The 21,502-nt window shown below is 39.4% G+C and carries 21 protein-coding genes; 10 read left to right on the forward strand and 11 right to left on the reverse strand.

Annotated elements, in window-relative coordinates:
• Positions 1-61 precede the first annotated feature (61 nt).
• From ADHAQ_RS0120595 to ADHAQ_RS0120630, 8 genes are all read left to right on the forward strand, one after another.
• On the forward strand, positions 62-1,702 hold the full coding sequence (locus ADHAQ_RS0120595) for a catalase (RefSeq protein ID WP_084523925.1): 1,641 nt from the start codon (positions 62-64) through the stop codon (positions 1,700-1,702).
• A gap of 84 nt (positions 1,703-1,786) precedes the next feature.
• A complete protein-coding gene (locus ADHAQ_RS0120600; RefSeq protein WP_026464542.1) occupies positions 1,787-2,257 on the forward strand; it encodes an ankyrin repeat domain-containing protein in 471 nt (156 codons plus the stop codon).
• Positions 2,258-2,456: 199 nt separating this feature from the next.
• A complete protein-coding gene (locus ADHAQ_RS0120605) occupies positions 2,457-3,440 on the forward strand; it encodes an ABC transporter ATP-binding protein (protein ID WP_026464543.1) in 984 nt (327 codons plus the stop codon).
• A 73-nt stretch (positions 3,441-3,513) separates the two neighbouring features.
• Positions 3,514-4,317: a HipA family kinase gene (locus tag ADHAQ_RS0120610; protein WP_425393690.1), complete on the forward strand. Its 804-nt coding sequence runs from the start codon at positions 3,514-3,516 to the stop codon at positions 4,315-4,317.
• Entirely contained in the window at positions 4,295-4,678 is a 384-nt protein-coding gene (locus ADHAQ_RS0120615; protein ID WP_026464545.1) for a DUF3037 domain-containing protein, read from the forward strand. Before ADHAQ_RS0120610 ends, ADHAQ_RS0120615 begins: the two co-directional genes overlap by 23 nt.
• Positions 4,679-4,873: 195 nt before the next feature.
• Complete coding sequence (locus tag ADHAQ_RS0120620; protein ID WP_026464546.1) at positions 4,874-5,128, forward strand: hypothetical protein; 255 nt, start codon at positions 4,874-4,876, stop codon at positions 5,126-5,128.
• A 78-nt stretch (positions 5,129-5,206) separates the two neighbouring features.
• Positions 5,207-7,759, forward strand: a complete 2,553-nt coding sequence (gyrA, locus tag ADHAQ_RS0120625) for a DNA gyrase subunit A (protein ID WP_026464547.1) — start codon at positions 5,207-5,209, stop codon at positions 7,757-7,759.
• A 45-nt stretch (positions 7,760-7,804) separates the two neighbouring features.
• A complete protein-coding gene (locus tag ADHAQ_RS0120630) occupies positions 7,805-8,950 on the forward strand; it encodes a tetratricopeptide repeat protein (RefSeq protein WP_026464548.1) in 1,146 nt (381 codons plus the stop codon).
• A gap of 50 nt (positions 8,951-9,000) precedes the next feature.
• Here the strand turns inward: ADHAQ_RS0120630 and ADHAQ_RS0120635 are convergent, their stop codons facing one another.
• From ADHAQ_RS0120635 to ADHAQ_RS0120645, 3 genes are all read right to left on the reverse strand, one after another.
• On the reverse strand, positions 9,001-9,549 hold the full coding sequence (locus ADHAQ_RS0120635) for a hypothetical protein (RefSeq protein WP_026464549.1): 549 nt from the start codon (positions 9,547-9,549) through the stop codon (positions 9,001-9,003).
• A gap of 5 nt (positions 9,550-9,554) precedes the next feature.
• Complete coding sequence (locus ADHAQ_RS0120640; protein WP_026464550.1) at positions 9,555-10,073, reverse strand: acyl-CoA thioesterase; 519 nt, start codon at positions 10,071-10,073, stop codon at positions 9,555-9,557.
• Positions 10,074-10,144: 71 nt separating this feature from the next.
• Entirely contained in the window at positions 10,145-10,795 is a 651-nt protein-coding gene (locus tag ADHAQ_RS0120645; protein WP_026464551.1) for a protein-L-isoaspartate(D-aspartate) O-methyltransferase, read from the reverse strand.
• A 433-nt stretch (positions 10,796-11,228) separates the two neighbouring features.
• On the opposite strand from ADHAQ_RS0120645, the gene ADHAQ_RS0120650 reads away from it, so the two are divergent.
• Positions 11,229-11,816: a riboflavin synthase gene (locus tag ADHAQ_RS0120650; protein WP_026464552.1), complete on the forward strand. Its 588-nt coding sequence runs from the start codon at positions 11,229-11,231 to the stop codon at positions 11,814-11,816.
• A 34-nt stretch (positions 11,817-11,850) separates the two neighbouring features.
• Here the strand turns inward: ADHAQ_RS0120650 and ADHAQ_RS0120655 are convergent, their stop codons facing one another.
• From ADHAQ_RS0120655 to tamL, 3 genes are all read right to left on the reverse strand, one after another.
• Positions 11,851-12,426, reverse strand: coding sequence for a phosphatase PAP2 family protein (locus tag ADHAQ_RS0120655; protein WP_026464553.1), 576 nt, complete (start codon positions 12,424-12,426; stop codon positions 11,851-11,853).
• 4 nt (positions 12,427-12,430) lie between these two features.
• On the reverse strand, positions 12,431-13,324 hold the full coding sequence (gene hemF, locus ADHAQ_RS0120660; protein ID WP_034256967.1) for an oxygen-dependent coproporphyrinogen oxidase: 894 nt from the start codon (positions 13,322-13,324) through the stop codon (positions 12,431-12,433).
• A gap of 88 nt (positions 13,325-13,412) precedes the next feature.
• Positions 13,413-15,863, reverse strand: coding sequence for a translocation and assembly module lipoprotein TamL (gene tamL / locus ADHAQ_RS0120665; protein WP_026464555.1), 2,451 nt, complete (start codon positions 15,861-15,863; stop codon positions 13,413-13,415).
• A gap of 14 nt (positions 15,864-15,877) precedes the next feature.
• On the opposite strand from tamL, the gene ADHAQ_RS0120670 reads away from it, so the two are divergent.
• Complete coding sequence (locus ADHAQ_RS0120670; RefSeq protein ID WP_026464556.1) at positions 15,878-16,624, forward strand: TrmH family RNA methyltransferase; 747 nt, start codon at positions 15,878-15,880, stop codon at positions 16,622-16,624.
• A 46-nt stretch (positions 16,625-16,670) separates the two neighbouring features.
• On the opposite strand, the gene ADHAQ_RS26530 is transcribed toward ADHAQ_RS0120670, so the two are convergent.
• The 5 genes from ADHAQ_RS26530 to ADHAQ_RS0120695 form a co-directional block, all read right to left on the reverse strand.
• On the reverse strand, positions 16,671-17,774 hold the full coding sequence (locus tag ADHAQ_RS26530) for an outer membrane beta-barrel protein (RefSeq protein ID WP_051360062.1): 1,104 nt from the start codon (positions 17,772-17,774) through the stop codon (positions 16,671-16,673).
• 10 nt (positions 17,775-17,784) lie between these two features.
• Positions 17,785-18,555 carry a hypothetical protein gene (locus ADHAQ_RS0120680; protein WP_026464557.1) on the reverse strand — a complete coding sequence of 257 codons (771 nt, stop codon included), beginning with the start codon at positions 18,553-18,555 and terminating at the stop codon, positions 17,785-17,787.
• 3 nt (positions 18,556-18,558) lie between these two features.
• Positions 18,559-19,092: an RNA polymerase sigma factor gene (locus ADHAQ_RS0120685; RefSeq protein ID WP_026464558.1), complete on the reverse strand. Its 534-nt coding sequence runs from the start codon at positions 19,090-19,092 to the stop codon at positions 18,559-18,561.
• A gap of 260 nt (positions 19,093-19,352) precedes the next feature.
• A complete protein-coding gene (locus tag ADHAQ_RS0120690; protein WP_026464559.1) occupies positions 19,353-19,715 on the reverse strand; it encodes a CoA-binding protein in 363 nt (120 codons plus the stop codon).
• A 77-nt stretch (positions 19,716-19,792) separates the two neighbouring features.
• On the reverse strand, positions 19,793-21,361 hold the full coding sequence (locus ADHAQ_RS0120695; RefSeq protein ID WP_026464560.1) for an NAD(P)/FAD-dependent oxidoreductase: 1,569 nt from the start codon (positions 21,359-21,361) through the stop codon (positions 19,793-19,795).
• Between the last annotated feature and the right edge of the window lie 141 nt (positions 21,362-21,502).

Here is a 21,502-nt window from a genome sequence, read left to right on the forward strand (position 1 = left end):
ATTATATCAGTAAGGTGCCAGTATTGGAAAGGTAATTTATTTATCCACTAATAATTATTCTATGAGCAACCAACAAAATGGCCTATTTGGTTCTGGAAATGAAAAATCACAGATTATACCAGGCAATGAGCAAAACACTCCTACGCAAGGATCTGAAATTTTAACCACCCGCCAAGGACATCCGGTTTACGACAACCAAAATGTGCGTACTGTAGGTAACCGAGGCCCGGTAACCCTTGAAAATTATCAGTTCCTGGAAAAAATGTCACACTTTGATCGGGAACGGGTGCCGGAAAGGGTAGTACATGCCAGAGGAGCTGGCGCTCATGGGTATTTTGAGGCTTATGGCACCCTCAATGGCCAATCGGTTTCTAAATACACTCGGGCTAAGGTTTTTCAGGAAGGCAAAAAAACGCCTTTATTTGTTCGGTTTTCTACCGTAATTCATGGTGGACACTCTCCGGAAACTTTACGCGATCCCAGAGGTTTTGCGGTTAAAATGTATACTGAGGATGGAAATTGGGATTTGGTGGGTAATAACCTTAAAATATTTTTTATCCGGGATGCCATGAAATTTCCGGATTTGGTTCATGCCTTTAAACCAGATCCGGTAACTAATATTCAGGACGGGGAACGTATTTTTGATTTTATAAGCAATACCCCCGAAGCCATGCACATGATTACTTTTCTGTTTTCACCATGGGGTATTCCGGCTAATTACCGCCAAATGCAAGGTTCAGGTGTAAATACCTACAAATGGGTGAATGAAGCCGGTGAAGCTGTGCTGGTTAAATACCACTGGGAGCCATTACAAGGAATCCGGAATTTAACCCAGACCCAAGCCGAAGAAATTCAAGCCAAAAATTTTAATCACGCCACCCAGGATTTATATGAAGCTATTGAAAAAGGTGAATATCCGCAGTGGGAGCTTAATGTGCAGATAATGGAAGACGGTGAACATCCGGAACTGGATTTTGATCCGCTGGATGACACAAAGCTGTGGCCAAAAGAACAATTCCCGTGGTATCCGGTAGGTAAAATGACCCTGGACCGCAATCCGGTTAATTATTTTGCGGAAGTAGAGCAATCAGCCTTTGGTACCGGCGTACTGGTAGATGGATTAGACTTCTCAGATGATAAGATGTTGCAGGGCCGAACTTTTTCTTATTCAGACACCCAACGTTATCGGGTAGGAACTAATTATTTACAACTACCAATTAATGCCCCCAGAAAAGCAGTGGCAACAAACCAACGCGACGGCCAAATGGCTTATCGTCAGGACATTGTAAAAGGATTAAACCCGCACGTTAATTATGAGCCGTCTACTTTAGGTGGATTAAAAGAAGCTCCACGGGCCGGGGCAGAGCATACTCCTATGTATCATGCCATGCTGGTTCGGGAAAAAATTAGCCGCCAGAACAATTTTAATCAGGCCGGCGAAACCTACCGAAACTTTGAAGATTGGGAACGGGATGACTTGATTAATAACCTCGTAAATACCTTGGCTCCGGTTCAGAAGCATATTCAGGAGAAAATGGTAGAACTGTTTACCCAATGCGACGAGGACTATGGCCGGAGAGTGGCAGAAGGATTACAAAAAGCCGCATCCATGAATATTGATAAAGGCCCTATTGGATCTACTCAATCTCATCAAGCCGTAGAACAAGCCCAGAATGTTTCTACTGAATCTAAACCTTATTAATTTCAAATAACAAAATAAACCGTTTCCGGCTTAAGGTTGGAAGCGGTTTTATTTTGTATAAACTCAGGTAAAAACCAATTACAAATGGAAAACATTATTACAATACTTTTCAATGCTGCCCGGCAGGGAGATATTCCCACTCTTAAAAATGCTATAGCTCAAATATCCGATGTTAACATTCACGACGACAGGGGCTATACCCCTTTAATAATTGCCTGTTATAATGGACAGTTAGAAGCCGCTAAAGTATTAATTGAAGCTAATGCCGATGTTAATGCCCAGGATTTTGGAGGCAACACGGCTTTGATGGGAGTTTGTTTTAAAGGATACCAGGATATTGCCGAACTACTTATTACCAATGGAGCAGACTTAAACTTGCAGCACGGTAATGGCGGAACAGCCTTGATGTTTGCCACTATGTTTGGCCGAAATAATTTAATTGAAACAGTTTTAAAATACGGCGCCGATAAAGAAATCAGAGAACAACGCGGACTCACCGCACTGGACTTAGCGGTTCAGCAAGGAAATGTAGAAGCGGTAGTGTTATTGCAATAAACAACGAATAAAAAAATTCAGAAGCTTTCCCTAATAGGAAAGCTTTTTTTATGAAGGCAATCTTTACCTAAAGTAAATAACTTGTAGTTGCCTGACCGGATAATAAAATTATACTATTAAACTTCCCGGAAATAAAGTTTACTTTTGTTTTCAAGAAGAATTGTTTGCATGAATATCATAAAGAAAACTTTCTGATTTGATGGATTTATTGGAAGTAGCCGGCTTATCTATTGAGGAAGAAGGAAAATTTGTTTTAAAAAATATAAACTTTACCCAACAGGCTTTTCAGAAAGTGGCCATTGCCGGGGAAACCGGTTCCGGAAAAAGCACTTTATTAAAAACCATTGCAGGTCTTATCCAGCCTGATGCGGGATTAATAAAATTCGCTGGAAAAAAAGTAAAAGGCCCGCAGGATCAGTTAATACCTGGCCATCCGGGCGTTGCTTATTTGTCGCAACAATTTGAACTGCCCAAGTTCTTAAGGGTTGAACAGGCATTGCGGTATGCAAATACCCTACCCGGGGAGGAAGCTGAAATGCTTTATAGCGTTTGCCGCATAAATCATTTACTAAAACGCCGCACCGATCATTTATCAGGGGGAGAAACCCAACGCATAGCTTTAGCCCGGTTGTTGCTTACTGCACCAAAGCTTTTAATGCTGGATGAGCCATTTTCTAATCTGGACATGACGCACAAGCAAATTTTAAAATCAGTCATCCGTGATATAACCGAAGAACTAGAAATTTCCCTTATTTTAATTTCGCATGACCCGTTGGATTCGCTTTCTTGGGCCGACCAAATAATGGTAATGCACGACGGGCAGATTATTCAAAAAGGAACACCTAAGGAAATTTATCAGCAACCAGCTACCACCTATATAGCCGGCCTGTTTGGTAATTACAACCTGCTTACCCCAGAGCAATCTAAAATAATAACCCAATTTCTGAATGTAGAGGAAAGCTATAAAAACATGGTGATCCGCCCCGAAGACTTGAAGTTTGCTACTGGAACAGAACCAGGAATACCGGGAAAAGTAACCCAGGTAAACTACTATGGTAGCTTTTACGAAATTGAAATTACCCTAAATGGCACCTGTATCTTGGCCCGAACCAATCAGAATTATTTTAAAGTGAATGATTCCGTTAATATAACACTCGCTAAAGAAGCCGTTTGGTATGTTTGACGGTCAAAAAATTGCTTCCATAAATATTTTAAACCTTTTTCGTATAGCTGTAAAAATTTAAAAGCAAAGGTCTATGATTAATTATAACCCACCCGAACTCCGGACGGTGGAAGTAATCCGATACGTAACGCCATTGCGCGAAGGCGGTTCGCTACCGGCTATTGTGGAAGCCGACGACCATTTCTTGTATGTAATTAAATTTAGAGGTGCCGGACAAGGCGTAAAAGCACTTATTGCCGAACTAATTGCAGGAGAATTAGCTCGATTATTAGGTTTTAAGATGCCGGAGATTGTTTTTGCCGAACTAAATGAAGCCTTTGGCAGAACAGAAGGGGATGAGGAAATTCAGGACTTATTGCGAGCCAGTGAAGGATTAAATTTAGGATTGCATTATCTTTCCGGGGCCATTACATATGATGCTCTTGTTAATTCTGTAGATGCTAAACTGGCTTCTAAAATTGTCTGGCTCGATTGCCTCATTACCAATGTAGATAGAACGGCCCGCAATACCAATATGCTCATGTGGCACAAGGAACTGTGGCTGATTGACCATGGAGCCGCATTTTATTTTCATCATAACTGGCAAAATTGGGAAGAACAGGCTAAACGGCCATTCCCGCAAATAAAAGATCACGTGTTATTACCCCGAGCCACCGAATTAGATATAATTAATACAAAATTTAAGGAAATCCTTACTCCCGACAAAATACAGGCTGTTGTAAGTTTAATTCCGGATGAATGGCTTTTAACCGCAGATTCGCCTTTTGCCACGGCAGAAGAATACCGGCAAGTGTATGCCCGGTTTTTAGAAATACGCATAGCTAATGCTGAAACCTTTGTTAATGAAGCACAACATGCCAGAAAAGCAATTGTTTGAGTATGCCGTAATCCGCGTGGTTCCGTGTGTAGAACGCGAGGAGTTTTTAAATGTGGGGGTAATACTTTACTGTGCCTCTCAGGGATTTTTGCAAACCGCTTGCCACCTGAATGAAGACCGGTTAAAGGCCTTCTCTTCTAAACTAGACATGGAAGAACTACAGGAACGACTGCAAGCCTTTAATCGCATTTGTGCCGGACGACAGGAAGGAGGTGTGATAGGCCAATTACCCATAGCTTCACGGTTTAGGTGGTTAACCTCTGCCAGAAGCACAGTAGTGCAAACCTCTGCCGTGCACCCGGGTTTATGCAGTGATGCCAAAGCAACCTTAGACCGGTTGTTTAAGCAGTTAGTTTATTGATACTTTTAAATGTTTTTACTATATAACCTAATAAACTACTCGCTTAGCAGGCCATAAATAACTTCAACTGCCAGTGGAATAATATACAGTTCATTTAGTCCAAAAGATAAGCTACATTTTACTGCTCGTAAAATAATTTAGTATGTTTGGGCGTTAAAAGAAATTTAACCAGTACTTTACTGTAAGAATAAAAAAATGGAGCCTTATAGGGGTATGTTAAAACACTATTTTCTTTTTTGCTTTCTGATAATAATAAGTTTCACATCCTGTAAACCAGCTTGCCCAATTTTTTCCTGCCATACCAGAAAGGTACATATTCACGGAGGAAAAGAATTCCGGGGTCAGCCAATCTGGAAAAAACAAAACCCACACATTGGTGAGAAAATGCCAAAAAAAATGCCTCAGGATAACCAGGCTACCCAGCAAAAAGAGCTCCGGAAGAAGAAATAATACTAGGGGAAAAGGTGAAAATTGCGTAACTTGCGGCTTTATAGCGAATAAACAATATATAGTTTTTACAGACCAAGTATGGCTGAAGGCGAAAAAATAATTCCCATAAATATTGAAGATGAAATGCGTGGCGCGTACATCGATTATTCGATGTCCGTTATCGTTTCGAGAGCTTTACCGGACGTACGTGACGGTTTAAAGCCTGTGCACCGCCGGGTACTTTATGGTATGTCGGAGTTGGGTGTTTCCTATAACAAAGCGTACAAGAAATCAGCAAGAATTGTAGGGGAGGTATTAGGGAAATATCACCCGCACGGTGATGCCTCTGTGTATGACACCATGGTACGGATGGCTCAGGATTGGTCATTGCGTTATCCATTAGTAGACGGGCAGGGGAACTTTGGTTCAATTGATGGCGACTCCCCAGCTGCTATGCGTTATACCGAAGCCCGGTTAAAGCGTATTGCGGATGAACTACTTGCTGACTTAGAAAAAAACACCGTTAATTTTGTTCCTAACTTTGATGACTCTCTAAGCGAGCCAAGTGTATTACCAGCCAAAATACCTAATTTATTAGTAAATGGTACTTCGGGTATTGCAGTAGGTATGGCCACCAATATGGCTCCGCATAACTTAACTGAAGTAATAAACGGCATTATTGCCTACATTGATAATAATGAAATTACCATAGCTGAATTAATGGAGTTTATTACTGCTCCGGATTTCCCGACTGGTGGTACCATTTATGGATATGAGGGGGTAAGATCGGCTTACGAAACAGGCCGGGGTCGGGTAATTGTTCGGGCAAAAGCAACCTTTGAGGTTACCCCATCTGGTAAAGAACAAATTATTGTTACGGAGATTCCTTATATGGTAAACAAAGCAGCAATGATTGAAAAAACGGCTGCTTTAATTAATGAAAAGAAAATAGAAGGAATTTCAGATTTGCGCGATGAATCGGACCGGGATGGTTTGCGCATTGTGTATGATCTGAAACGTGATGCCATGCCAAACGTGGTATTGAACAATCTTTATAAATACACACAATTACAATCTTCTTTCGGGGTAAATAATGTGGCGCTGGTACATGGCCGGCCAGAAACACTTAACCTGAAGGATTTGATTATGCATTTCGTAAATCACCGGCACGAAGTAATCGTTCGCCGTACTGAATACGAATTAGAAGAAGCTAAGAAAAGAGCTCATATATTAGAAGGATTATTAATTGCTTTAGATAACCTGGACGAAGTTATCAACTTAATCCGTTCTTCCCGGGATCCGGAAATAGCCCGTGCCGGTTTAATTGAGCGCTTTAATTTATCTGATATTCAGGCGCGAGCAATTCTGGATATGCGTCTGCAGCGTTTAACAGGTCTGGAGCGGGATAAAATTATAAAAGAATACGAAGAAATTCAAGCGTTGATTTCCCGATTACAAGCCATATTAGCCAGCGAAGAACTTCGGATGCAAATTATTAAAGATGAGCTGAACGAGGTAAGAAGCCGCTATGGCGATGAGCGCCGTACTGACATAGAAATGTCAGCCAGTGATTTCTCTATGGAAGATATGATTCCGGATGAGACCATGGTTATTACCATTTCGCACGAAGGGTACATAAAGCGGACAGCTTTAACGGAATATCGCAGCCAAGGCAGGGGTGGAGTTGGCTCCCGTGGGGCTTCAGCAGGCAAACAGGAAGATTTTACCGAGCATTTATTTATTGCCAATACCCACAACTACATGTTGTTCTTTACAGAACTGGGTCGGGTATTTTGGCTCAAGGTTTATGAAATTCCGGAAGGAGGCAAAACAGCCAAAGGAAGAGCTATCCAAAACCTGATTCAAATAGAAAAAGAAGATAAAGTTCGGGCGGTTATTAATGTCCAGGACCTGAAAAATCCGGATTATGTGCTGAACAATTACCTGATATTCTGTACTGAAAAAGGTATCATTAAGAAAACTCCTTTAGAAGCTTATTCACGTCCGCGTTTAAATGGTATTAATGCTATTACCATTAATGAAGGGGATCGTTTATTAGATGTACAGTTAACCAATGGTTCTAACGATATTGTTTTAGCCTTGAAATCTGGCCGGGCGGTGCGGTTTAATGAAGAAAAAGTTCGGTCTATGGGACGGAATGCAGCGGGTGTACGCGGCGTTACCCTGGCAGATGAAGAAGACAAGGTAGTGGGCATGGTTTGTCTGCATGATGAAAATATGAACCTGCTGGTGGTATCGGAAAAAGGATTTGGCAAGAAATCTGCTATAGAAGAATACCGTATAACTAACCGGGGTGGTAAAGGTGTTAAAACTTTAAATATCACGGAAAAAACCGGTCATTTAGTTGCTATTCATGGAGTAGTAGATACCGATGATTTAATGATTATTAATAAATCTGGTATTACCATTCGCCTACGGGTAGCAGATTTAAGGGTAATTGGTCGGGCAACGCAAGGTGTTCGGTTAATTAAACTAAACGATGGGGATGAAATTTCTTCGGTGGCAAAAATTGAAAATGAAGAAAAAGCCGATGAGATTGCGGAAGAAATAGTATTGGTTCAGTCAGAACTACCCGCTGATGAATCCCTTAATCCGGACTTAACCGATCCGGATTTGATAAATGAAAATTAATTCTTTTTACTTTTAACTTAAAATCCAAACAAACAAAAACTGTTTATGAAAAAGTTAATGTTAACAGCAGTTGCAGCTCTTGGCATGCAGTTGGCTTTTGCTCAAAATTCAGCTGTAACCAATGCGGCCGTACATTTAAAAAACGGTACCCTGGACAAAGCTAAAACTGAAATTGATAAAGCTGTAGTACACGAAAAAACAGCTAATAGTGCCAAAGCCTGGTCTGTAAGAGGTGATGTTTATGCTACCATGATTGATAATCCAATCTTTGGCAAATTATCTGACAATCCAATAAAAGAAGCAGTTGAGTCTTATAACAAAGCTATTTCTTTAGACAAGCCAGGTGGGCAGTTTGCTACACAGGCTACTGAGAAAAAACAAGCGCTTTATGGCAATGCTATAAACGCAGGTGCAAAAGCTTTTGAAGCCAAAAGCTTTGATGAAGCCATTACTGCGTTTTCTTTAGCACAGGAATTAGCGCCAACTGATACCACTGGTTATTTATATGCGGCTTTCTCGGCAGAAGGAAAACAAGATTTTGCAACGGCAGCTACGCATTATAACAAGTTATTACAAGCCAATATTCCTGGTAACAAGCCAATGATTGCTTATCAGCGTTTATATCATTTTGCTAAAGAAGCAAAAGATAATGCCAAAGCACAAGAAATCTTATCTCAGGCCATTGCTGCATATCCAAACAACAAAGAGTTCATGTTAGAGGATTTAAACAATGCTGTGGCTTCTGGCAAAGGCCCTGAGGCAATTGCTAAATTAGAAAAAGCAATTGAAGCAGATCCAAATAATGTAAACCTTTACAATGTTTTAGGTTCTTTACACGATCAGGCTGGTAAAAGAGATTTAGCCAGACAATCTTATGAAAGAGCTTTGAAAGTAGAAGCAAATAATTTTGATGCTAATTTTAACTTAGGTGTTATTCATTACAACAGTGCAGCCGAATTAAGTCGTAAATTTAATGCCATGAGTTCTGCTGCTCAAAAATCTTCAGGTGCAAAAATGACAGCGGATATTAAAAAGCATTTCAATAATGCTTTACCTTACTTTGAAGCTGCTCACCGGGCTAACCCACAAGATGCTTCTACTATTGAAACTTTAGCAAAGGTTTACATTCAGGTAGGTCGTACTAAAGACGCAGAAGCCATGAATAAAAAAGCGGATGCTTTAAACAAATAGTTTTAAGTATTTTTAAAATAAAAAAAGGGAAGTAAATTACTTCCCTTTTTTTATTTTAAAAATATAGTTTGTAACCCATTCCATAACAACTTTTTCTTGGTAATATCATTTTCAATATTTTCCAAGGGCTCAGCAACCAACAAAGGATACTGACCAATTGCTGCAGGTTTATATAAATTTACTTTAGAATCTGCAGACAGGTCTAGCAGCCCCGGCCCAAAAGCAATTAGGTGCTTAACGTTATTTTCTTTAGATAAATCATAAATGCTTAACCGCTGGCCGCGCGATATATTTACAAACCCTACATCTCCGGGGCCATGCTGAATAGCCCCTAAAACCTTAGATAAAAATACGTTATTAGGCAAGCTTCTAAAATCCTGTTCCGATAACGATACTACTATTATTAACCCTTTTTTATTTTCACCTACTACCTGGTACTGCCTAGGCTTGGGCGTATCTCCGGTAATAACTTCGGTAAGGGGAGTAGGCTTTGGCACCGCCTCCAAAGGGGGAAGTGAGGCAGTAGTAGTTTGTTGTTCAGGTACCAGAAAAAGGGTTTCGGTAAAAAAATGCTGAAAAAAAGATAAATCTGGTTCCACTTATATTATTCTAAATTAAAAATAGATCTTAATTCATTTGCCTCGTGTGGCTTCATGCGTCCGGCTAAAACTAGTCGTAATTGTCGGCGGCGTAAGGCGCCGTCGTATAGTTTAATTTCTTCTTCGGTTTCCGGTATAGCCTCCGGCACATCTATTGGGTTGCCTGATTGATCTACTGCAACAAAAGTAAGGAATGCTTCATTAGACCTTATCCGGGTTCCGGAAGGGATATCCTCGGCCCAAACATTTACGTGTACTTCCAAAGAAGAATTAAAGGCTCTGGTTACCTGCGCCTCCAATGTAACTACACTACCTAATTTTATACTTTGTTTAAAAGAAACATTATCTACGGAAGCAGTAACTACAATTCGGTTAGAGTGTTTCTGAGCCGCAATAGCCGATACAATATCCAACCAATGCATCATGCGGCCACCCATCAAATTATTAAGCGTGTTGGTGTCATTCGGGAGTACTAGCTCCGTCATAATAGTGAAAGAATCCTTTACGTATTTCTGTTTTTTCATGAATAAATTATTCTTTAACGTAAAGTTAAAAGATTAAATCTATAAGTAAGAAAGGAAAGGTGAAATCGACTTTAGAGGTTCCAGCCAGATTTACCTAAAAGAGGAACAAATTTAAAATTATTAAATTCTTCGCGGGTAAACTCTGTTTCGGTTTCCCTTACTATCCGTACCATTTTCTGTAAATTTTCGTCTCCCACCGGTATTACTAAAATACCGCCAATCTTTAGCTGCTCCAGTAAACTTTTAGGTACTACCGGTGCACCAGCTGTAACCAAAATTTTATCGTAAGGAGCAAAGGCCGGTAAACCCAATGAACCATCGCCTAAAAAAGTCTGAGGCTTTAGATTTAAGGCTTTAAACATCTGATTAGCCCGATTAAATAAGACTTTGTTGTATTCTATGGTAAAAACATGTGACGTAATAGTCAATAAAACCCAACATTGGTACCCGGAACCGGTTCCTATTTCTAATACTTTATCAGTAGGTTTTAAGTCTAATAATTCTGTTTGGTAGGCTACAGTATAGGGTTGGGAAATAGTTTGACCTTCACCAATGGGAAAAGCTTTATCCTGGTAAGCATGTTCTAAAAAGGCTTTATCGAAAAAGAAATGACGGGGAATTTCACCGATAGCTTTCAACACACGTTCATCGCGAATGCCTTTCTCACGGAGCAATTTTACAAGCCCCTTTCGCATTCCTTTGTGTTTATAACTATCCTCCATTGTTGTACTTTTATTATTAAGCTTTAAGTCTTAAATTTCTTCCGCTTTACTTATTTTTAAAACTGTATTAGTTTTTATAGCAGCCTGATTTAACTTATCTGCTAAATTAGAAAGATAGGAGCAATTTTACCTGCTTGAAAAATAAATATTATTTTCTTTTATTCAGGTTTTACTATTCTTTGCAAATTAGGTATAAGAAGTATTATATAATATCATTATAATAATACACCCGTGGTTATACTTCAGGTGTTTTTAACTATCATACTTTTAAAAGGGAAATTATAAACTTTAAATGCCCATCTGAATACTGTTCCTCCTAACCTATATTCAAGGCTAAATAATCCGTTACTTTTGGGTAAGTGATAAGAATAATAAATTTAAAAAGATAGGTAGTACCTTTACATAAAAATAAGTACTAAGCAAAATCTACATTATGTTTACAGGTATAATTGAGGCTCAAGGCAAAGTGTTGGCAGTTCAGGAAGAAGGAACCAATAAACATTTCAAACTTTCCTGTCCATTTTTAGAGGAGCTTAAAATAGATCAAAGTTTAGCCCACAATGGGGTGTGTTTAACAGTTGTAGAAATAACAGGTGAAAGTTATACGGTAACAGCAATAAACGAAACATTAAAAAAGACCAATTTACATGCTTTAAAAGTTGGCGATATTGTTAACCTCGAAAGATGCATGTCGGCTAATGGCCGTTTTGACGGGCATGTCGTGCAAGGCCACGTAGACCAGACCGGACTTTGTGAAGAAGTATTAGATCAGAACGGGAGCTGGATTTTTACCTTCAGTTATGATGCCACTATAGGAAATATTACCGTTGAGAAAGGTTCTATTTCTGTAAATGGTATTAGTTTAACAGTGGTTAATTCTCAGGATAATAAATTTTCAGTAGCCATTATACCCTATACCTTTGAACACACAAACCTGAAAAATGTAAAACCTGGCGATCTGGTAAATCTGGAATTCGATATTTTTGGCAAATACGTAGCTCGGCTTTTAAATAAAAAATAAACAAGGTAATGGGTTGATTTATTTTATTATGGAGCTAAAGGGCCGGTGTGTTTTTTCTGATGATTAATTTTTTAAATAGAGAAGCCCACAAATAGCCAACCATACTACCTAGTAAAGCCCCGCCTAAAATATCGCCGGGGTAATGAACACCTAAATAAACACGGCTATAAGAAACCACCACCGCCCAGATTAATAAAAGTATTTTTAACCAAGTGTATTTGGGGTGCAGTACTAAAGCCAAAATCATGGCCAAAGCAAAGCTATTGGCGGCATGGGAAGAAACAAAACCATACTTGCCACCACATACATCCACCACATTAATTAAACCCTCCAAGGTAGCGTCTTTGCAAGGACGAAGCCGGCCCACATAAGGCTTTAAAAAAGCAGAAGAGAATAAATCAGCGGAAGCAATAGCCAAACCAATAATGGCCACCAGGCCGGCACTTTTTTTTCTGAATAAATAAACAAGAAAAGCTGCCAGCCCAATATAAAATGGAATCCAAAAAAATTTATTGGAAACCCAAACCATAACCACATCCCAGAAAGGGTGGTGCTGGCCATTTATTTGAAGAAATAAATCTTTATCCAGGTTTAATAAATACTGCAACACTATTTTATGCTTTAACCCAGTCTATTCCTTTTTTCAGGTATTGCAATGTTGTTGCTTCTGGACTGTTTTCTTCTGTTTTAAAATTATAAATCCACGAGGCCTGAGGAGGCAAACTCATTAGAATAGATTCTGTTCTGCCATTGGTTTCTAACCCAAATTTAGTTCCTCTATCATTCACCAGATTAAATTCAACATACCGGCCCCGTCTTAGGTATTGCCATTGTTTCTGGGCTTCATTAAAACTTAAGTCTCGGTTTTCGTTTATTATACGGGTATAAACAGGCGCGAAGGCGAGGGCTACATCCTTTACAAAGTTAAACCGGTCCCGAATAGATATCTCAGCTGTTTCCTGAAGGCGGTCGAAAAAAATACCACCTACGCCACGAGTTTCCTGCCGGTGGGGTATGTAAAAATAGTTATCCGCCCAATCTTTAAATTCCGGATAATAAGTAACGTTATGCTTATCGCATACGACCTTTAAAGCTTCGTGGAATGCTTTTGCCTGTGCTGTATCAACGTAAATTGGTGTTAAATCTATGCCACCCCCAAACCAGGCCATGCCATTACCGGCTTCAAAATACCGCACGTTCATGTGCGTAATGGGTACCATTGGGCTATGTGGATGCATCACAACGGACACTCCAGTGGCAAAAAAATGATTATCCGGTAATAACAAAGCTGCAGCAGCTTTATCTGGCAAAGAGCCACTAACCGCCGAAAAATTTACGCCGCCTTTTTCCAGTACTTTACCATTTTCAATAATTCGGCTTCTCCCACCACCACTTTCCTGGTGTTGCCACACATCCTCTTTAAAGGTCGCGCCGCCATCACAAGTTTCCAGCGCATTACATAAATTATCCTGAAATGCTTTAAACCAGGCTTCTATTTCTGCTTTCATAGATTTATTTAATCCGGGCAAAATTATTCAATTTCAGAAGGAATACCTTATTTAGGATAAAAAGATTTGCTATGAAAAGAATCTCTTTTTAGAAAGGATAGCCGATACCCAAATTTATGGTAGAATACCGGGTCGAAAATATTTTACCAAATCCTTCTTTACCCAATACAAAATTACTGGTTTGTGGCTGGGTTAAATCAATAGCCGGGTCGTACACTTTGGTAGCAAAATCTACCCTTGCAATCAGGAAAGTAAAGTCGAAGCGGAACCCAATACCTGTACCAACGGCAATTTGTTTATAAAATTGGTTCACCTCAAATTTAGCCCCGGGGCGAGCTTCATTGGATGCTAGCGACCAGATATTACCGGCATCTAAAAATAAAGCTCCATTCATTAAAGAATAAATATTAAACCTATATTCTAAACTCCCCTCCATCAATAAATCTCCTTGCTGTTCGGGGGTTAGGGTGCGATTGCTTCCTGCAACAATTGTACTGGGAGAACTGTAAGCTCCGGGACCTAACCTACGCGGCAAAAAAGCCCGAACACTGGTACCTCCACCAGCATAGAAATACTTATCGTAAGGCAACACATCATCGTTCCGCCAGGATTTGGCAATGCCAAAATTTACTCGCGAAACAAAGAAATTGGTGGAATTAAGTTTCAAATATCTTCTATAATCCAGGTTTACTCTTCCGTATTTGAAGAAAGTTAAATTAAATTTATCTTCAGCCAGGTTTCTTAGTAAAGGTTCTGTTAATGACCCCGCTTCTTCAACATGAACCCGCAGGTAACTGGCATCTAAGGTATGGTTATAATTATTGCTGTTATAAAGAATAGAGAAATCTATACTGGGTACAAAAGCTGGCCTTAAACTTCTTTCGTATAGCGTCTCCTGTTCTTTATTGGGATCTAACCTGGCCTGCCTTAAACTCTCCACAAATAAAGGCGACCGGTTACGGGTATCGTTAATACTTATATCAATTGGTGTAAAAACAAATTGTAAGCGTGGCGATTTTTGCCAAATGTAATCATAAGTTGCTTCCAGGTTAGTTCGGTCAAATTCTTCCCGCCAGATTAAAGTATAAACAAAATTAAGACGGGTACGGGGATTATAATTGGCAAAATATTTATTAGCGTTAAATGGTACTAGAAACTGCGGAAAGATAATACCCATATTGCCACTTAACTGCCGGGCATAAATTCCTTTTAAGCGGTTGCTTCTTCTTTCCAGAGCGCTAAATTGCCCTTCAATACCACCTCTTACTCCAAGTTCTAATATTTCGGCCCCTCTAAATAGATTTCGGGCAGTATACCTTAAGTTGACGAAGGGGCCAGGCAAATTAGCACTGTAACTTAACCCTCCTTCTGTAGATTCCTGAAATCTTTTACTCGGCGAAGCATTGATATTAGCCGTTAGTAAACCGGCATTGGTGGTATCGTCAGCCAGGTAAGTTACGTTCAGGAACCGGAACATTTCTAAACCACCTAATTGGCGTTGGGTAGCCAGCGTTTTATTTAAACTATAAAGCTGTCCTGGGCGGATTTGGATTTTTTTATCCAGAATACGGGGTGAAATTTTATGAACGTAAGCCAGGTAATAAATTCTGTTAAATAAAATGGTATCGCGTTTTAAACCAAACCGGGTAAAGTTGGCATCCCCGATAAAGTTTACTTTTTTTAGTCTGAACGCCTGGTGTGGTCGGTTGTCCGCGTTGTTCGCAATAATAATATTTAACCTGGTGCTGTTATGACCAAAACTGGTATCTACTTCTGCCGTAATGTACCGGCTATTAAATTCATAATAGCCTAAATTCTTAAGTAAGGATTCAATGCGTTCCCGTTCAGCCACCAGGTTTTCTTCATTGTAATTTTGGCCTAGTTTTACTACTGATTGGCTTCTGGTAGAGTCAATGATGGCCTTAATGGCGGTATCGGGTACAGAGTAAGTAATCTGGGAATAAGTGTAAGGAGCATTCTCCACCACATTTATCCGCAGCTTTACCTTTTTATTATTGATTTCGGTTGTATGACCTACCTTATTATTAAAATAACCTATGGTATTTAAATAAGTGGTTATTTGCTGCAACGTAGCTTTTGTTTTAACTGTATCATAAATAGCAGGAGGTTCGCCAAAACTCATCAACACATTACCTTCTTCCAAATGGCGGTTCAGGCGGGCTAACTTACGCTCTCTTTTTAATAACAACCTGGCTGTTTTAACCGAATCCTCTCCAGCATGCTCTATTTTCTGATCATACTTTTGCCTTTTCTGCTCTATCCTGGCTTTTATTTTATCCGGGTTATAAAATCTCCGACCGAAATAATAAATGGATAGGTAAGGAGTACTCCTAAATATTTTACGATTAGGCCTTTGCTGATACAATGAGGTAATTTTACCAGCATCACTGGCCTCAACCCCTTCTAGTTGTATTTTATATAGAAGATTCTCATTTTCTGCCAGGTATCGGGTGGGAACACAGCTTCCAAAAAATATAATTGTTATTGAACTGACAAATATGTAAAATCGAAGTCTCAAATGAAATGGCGCAAATGTTATCTAAAGCTATATTAAAATATATAAACTCCCTGCAAATAAAAAAATATCGTACTATTCACCAAGCCTTTTTGGTAGAAGGCGCTAAAAGCGTACGAGAATTATTACAATCTGATTATAAAATTGAAAGACTTTTTATCACAGAAGATTTTTACCAACATAATCCCTCCATTTCTAAGGCGGGTTATCCGTACGAAATAACAACGGAAAAAGAGCTGGAGAAAGCTGGTACCTTTGCATCCAATAATGCTGCCCTGGCCATTGCAAGAATTAAACCTGCCGCTGCATTTGATCCATCTGCAACTCCTTTTACCATTGCCCTGGATGAGGTAAGAGATCCAGGAAATTTAGGTACCATTATCCGAATTGCCGATTGGTACGGGATCAATCATATAGTGTGTTCTCAATCCTGTGCTGATTTTTATAATCCTAAAGTGATCTCTGCCACTATGGGTTCTTTTAGCCGTATTACGGTTTCTTATGTAAACCTGGTTCAATTTTTAAACGAAAGAAAGCATACATCCGATATTTATGGTGCGGCCCTGGAAGGAGAAAATTTGCATAAACTTAATTTAGAACCTAAAGGGGTTCTGGTAATGGGCAGCGAATCGCATGGTTTAACTCCGGAAGTTAGGCAGTTGGTAAATAAATTAATTAAGATTCCCGGTTTTGGTAAAGCCGAATCTTTAAATGTGGCAGCTGCTACGGGCATTATAACCGATAATTTTTTCCGGAATTTATAAAATAATAAAGGAGCCTAAAGCTCCTTTTTTTACCGCTGATTATTTGTTACAAACGAAAGCCAAAACTTAATACATTAAAATTTGGGCCCCGGTTTTCTTTAAATAAATCCGATAAATTGTATTTAGCAAATAACTCCAGATCCCGGTAACCAATAGAGAAGCTTAAGCCATATTGAAAATCATCTACGTTATAGCTATTGCGCTCTTTATCTTTATATGTTTTTCCTTCGCGATCATATTTTAATTTAGAGTGGGTACCTAACCGGTATCCGGCAAAACCACCAAAGCCTAATTTAAATCCTTCTTTACCATTCCGGTCATGAAATTTAAGTAAGCCCATAACAGGTATATTTAAAAAGGAAGTAGCTAATTTACTTTTCTCAAATGAGCGGTTGGTTTCTTTTACAATTTCCGTTACGCCGTTATTATCTACTATATAATGATTTCTATCGAACATAAAGTTATTAAAAGCTATTTCTACCCCAGGACGGAAGTAAAAAGGGCTTTTTTCGCCTCCCACACGCGTTTGCAGATATTGAGTAAAACTAAAATACCGCGATCCCATTGGTTTTAAATCATAAAGACCTGGATTATCTGGATTCACATCCCCATTAGCGCCCTGATCTTTTATAAAAGTATTAAAGCCTAAATCTAAAGTGGATTCAAATTTTGTTCTTTTTAATTTATTTTTTTGTTGCTTAGTAACCCTGATGGAGTCTTTCATTATTTTTTCGTCATACTCCACCATCACTTTTACCCTGTTATTGCCCTGGCTATTGGTTACTTGTTCGCTCCTGGATACCACCATTATTTTAACCTTTTCCGGCCCATCGCCTTTTTTTATTTCTTTAGTAGTATTTACCACCATGGTCTTAGATGTAGGTTGCTGACCGGTAGAGGCTCTTTCGGCTTGTTCAGCATATTTACTCATCAACTCCATTAAAGAATCAAATTTATACTCCCGCAAAGATTTTAATTGCTCGGTATCTTTTACATAAAGCGTCATGGTAACTCCATTCGGCAACTTAATCAGTATAGTATCCTGAGTAGGAGTAGGAGCAGGTGTGGTGGTAGAATTAGCTTTAACATGCAGAGAAAAGCTAAAGCCTATAAATAAAAATAGTATAGGAATAAGTACTGAGCGTTTCATGTATTTACTATTATAAAGAGATTACTTTTGATATTTTTTCTTTGATGTTTTTGCCTTCCGCATTCATCTTTTCTGTATTTACTCCCAATGCTGCTAATTCCACCCGTTCCCCGTTTTTCAAATTCCTAGCTTGCTTATAAATTGCCTTTAGCAGACTTTTCTTAGAATTGGGCTGTAGCTCTTCGGCTGAATTTCCGTATTCATTCTCTGATGAGCCGTCGCGTTTTATTATTACTTCTATAATATTTACAGCCGACTCTTCAGCTGCTATAGTTGCCACTGCTTCTGAAATAGGAGAGCTTTGGTTTAAGTTTACTAGCTCATTTGCCTTATTATCAGACCCATAATATTTAGCCTTATTTTTGTCAGGTACCAATCTCTTTTGTGTGGCCGCTACAACTGTAGATTCAGGGTTATCTATATCGTGGGCTAAAGCTGCCATAGGAGCAGCATCCTCTTCATTTACCTGGTCTTGTAATATATTGTTTTGAGCTATAACTGCAGGTTGTTCTATAATCTCCGGGGAAGCAGTACTGACTTGTTCGGGTGGGTTGTTACGGGCAACTAAAGTTGTTTCGGGTTTCACCAGCTTGTTAAAATACAGGAGCCCCATGATTAATAATACCGAAACACTGGCCGCCACATACAACAACCAAGTATTTTCTCTTTTCTTAGGCGGCTCCATTTTTTGTTGCAACCGTGCCCAGGCATCAGCCGAGGGGGCGGCGGGCAGCCTCTCCAATTTTTCTTTAAATAATTTATCTATGTCTTCTGGATTCATCTTTTAATAAACGGTTGTTTCGTTGTCTACTAATCTTTTCTGCAACATAGCCCGGGCTTTACTTAGCTGTGATTTGGAAGTACCCTCAGTTATATCCAGCATTTCAGCTATTTCTTTATGCGAATAACCTTCAATGGCATATAAGTTAAATACGGTCCGGTATCCGGCCGGCAAATCGTATAACAGCTTTAGTAAATCTTCTGCGGCCAGGGCGCTTTCCACGGTAGCATCATTAGGTAACTGAATATGTTCTTTTTCAATAGCCAGGTGCAATGGCTCTTTTTTTCTTAAAAATCCCAAGGCTTCATTAATAACTATTCGTTTCATCCAACCTTCAAAACTTCCTTTTTCTTCAAACTGATGAATATTCTGAAAAATCCGCACAAAACCATTCAGCATGATTTCTTCGGCATCCATCTCATTTTTTAGGTAGCGGATACAAATACCCAGCATAATACCTGCATAATGCTCATAGAGGTATTTTTGTGCTTTGCCTTCGCCTTTCCGTAAAGCTTTTAATAATTCGGGTTCGCTCACGCTATTGTAAAAATTTCTATCCGGTACTTTATTCTGCTTTTATTAACTAGATGCAATCATTAGTAGTCAGGTTGCCTGGAGTAAAAAAATAATTTAAAATAATGATAATTTTAAAGCATTCGGGAAGCTGCAAAGGAATAAGTAAATCTAAAAATTATAGACTTTTGTACTGAATAAATAAAAAAATAGAAATAATAGGCCTCATTACAAAAGGTGAGCCAGGCAGGAAAAAGAAAAAAATGGAAATAAAAAGGGGAGTATTAATACTCCCCTGATGATAGCATGACTAATGTACAGCCATATACGGGTTCTATACTGGCTTGCCGGGCCAATTCCTCCAATTCACTATTTTCAGTTCCCGGGTTGAAAATTATTCGTTTAGGTTTTAAGCTAAGAATATAATCGTACCAGTTTGGTAAGTTACGGGTGCCAACATATAAGGTAACCGTATCCACGTTTTCTATAGGCTTCTGCCGGTCGGTAATAATTTTCTCACCGGCAACTTCACCTTCCCGGATACCAACCGGAACTACTTCATGGCCAAATCTTTTTAATTTATTTGCTGCTAAATAAGCAAATCGCGAAGGATTATCGGTAGCACCTAATACAACTGTTTTTTTCATCTTCCATTAACTTTAACTGTTAGAGGTTGCTACTAAAACCTAATTCAGCATCAACCTAAACAACTTTGTTTTTAAACTTATTTACGAACCTGGGCAAAAATCATTTCAGCACAACGTTCGCCATCCATAGCGGCAGAAACAATTCCGCCGGCATAACCAGCTCCTTCGCCACACGGATAAAGTTTTTTAATTTGTACGTGTTCCAGCGATTCTTTATCGCGTGGAATTCTTACGGGAGAAGAAGTTCGGCTTTCCACGCCAATAATTTGAGCATCGTTGGTCAGGTAGCCTTTCATTTTAGTACCAAATTGCTTAAACCCTTCCTGCAACCGATAACCAATATGTTTTGGCAGTAATTGATGCATATCAACAGAAGTCAAGCCCGGCTGATAGGAAGTATCTAAAAGACTGGAAGATGTTTTTTGTTGGGTAAAATCTAGTAAACGCTGCGCCGGAGCAGCTTGGGTGCCACCGCCCATCTGGAAAGCTTTTTGTTCTAAAGCCTGTTGCATTTTGAGCCCGGCTAATGGCCCGTATTTCTGAACGTCTAAATCTTCTAAATCAATGGCTACTACAATACCTGAATTAGCAAATTTAGAATCTCGCCGGCTTGGAGACATACCGTTTACCACTATTTCGCCAGGAGCGGTGGCCGAAGGTACAATAAAGCCGCCCGGGCACATACAGAACGAAAATATACCCCGTTGCTTTTTATCCAGTACTACCTGATGTACTAACGCATAGGAAGAAGCTGGCAGGTAAGGCCCCCGATTATCACATTTATACTGTACCTGATCAATCAGTGATTGCTGGTGCTCTACCCGAACGCCCATAGCAAAAGGCTTGGCTTCTATGGTAATATTTTTAGCGAACAACAATTCATAAATATCCCGGGCCGAATGTCCAGTAGCTAAAATAACTGCTTCCCCTTCAATTTTATCACCGTGTTGGGTAATAATACCCTTCATGGTTTCACCTTGTAACATAAAATCTGTTACCCGGGTATCAAAATGGATTTCTCCGCCGGCGTTAAGAATTGTCTCCCGCATGTTGGCAATAATAACCGGTAATTTATTGGTACCTATGTGGGGGTGCGCATCAAATAAAATATCAGGGGTGGCTCCGTGTTGCACCAAGATTTGCAGCACCCGGTTTATATCGCCTCTTTTTTTGGAACGGGTATAAAGCTTACCATCTGAATAAGTACCGGCTCCACCTTCGCCAAAACAATAGTTGGAATCAGGATTAACTACGTGATCTTTATTGATAGCAGCCAAATCCCGCCGGCGGGTTCTAACATCTTTACCCCGCTCCAGTACTATGGGTTTTAACCCTAATTCAATACACCTTAAGGCGGCAAAAAGGCCAGCCGGACCAGCACCTACAATAACTACTGGTTTGCTAGATTTTACATCCGGGTACTGAAACTTCTGCTGGATTATATCAGTAGGAGGGGTTGCTGTATAAACATCAGCTTTAATGCGCAGAAGAACTTGTTTCCCCCTGGCATCAATCGAGCGCTTTTGTTTATGAATATACTTTACGGATTCAGCAGGAATACTAGAGGCACGGATAATTTCTTCTTGAAGTAGTTCTGAGTTATAGGCTACTTCTGGTGTTACCACCAGTTCTATTTCTTTTTTCATTTCGTTCGGTAAGGGAGTTAGCCTTAAATCGATTGTTTCAGATAAATTTCAAACTCCTCGTGGAAGGATATTTTTCATAAAACAAATAAGATTTTACTAAAATTCATAATCAAGCCTTGCCAATAAAAGAAAATTGTAACA

It is taken from the genome of Adhaeribacter aquaticus DSM 16391, assembly GCF_000473365.1.
Lineage (GTDB): Bacteria > Bacteroidota > Bacteroidia > Cytophagales > Hymenobacteraceae > Adhaeribacter > Adhaeribacter aquaticus.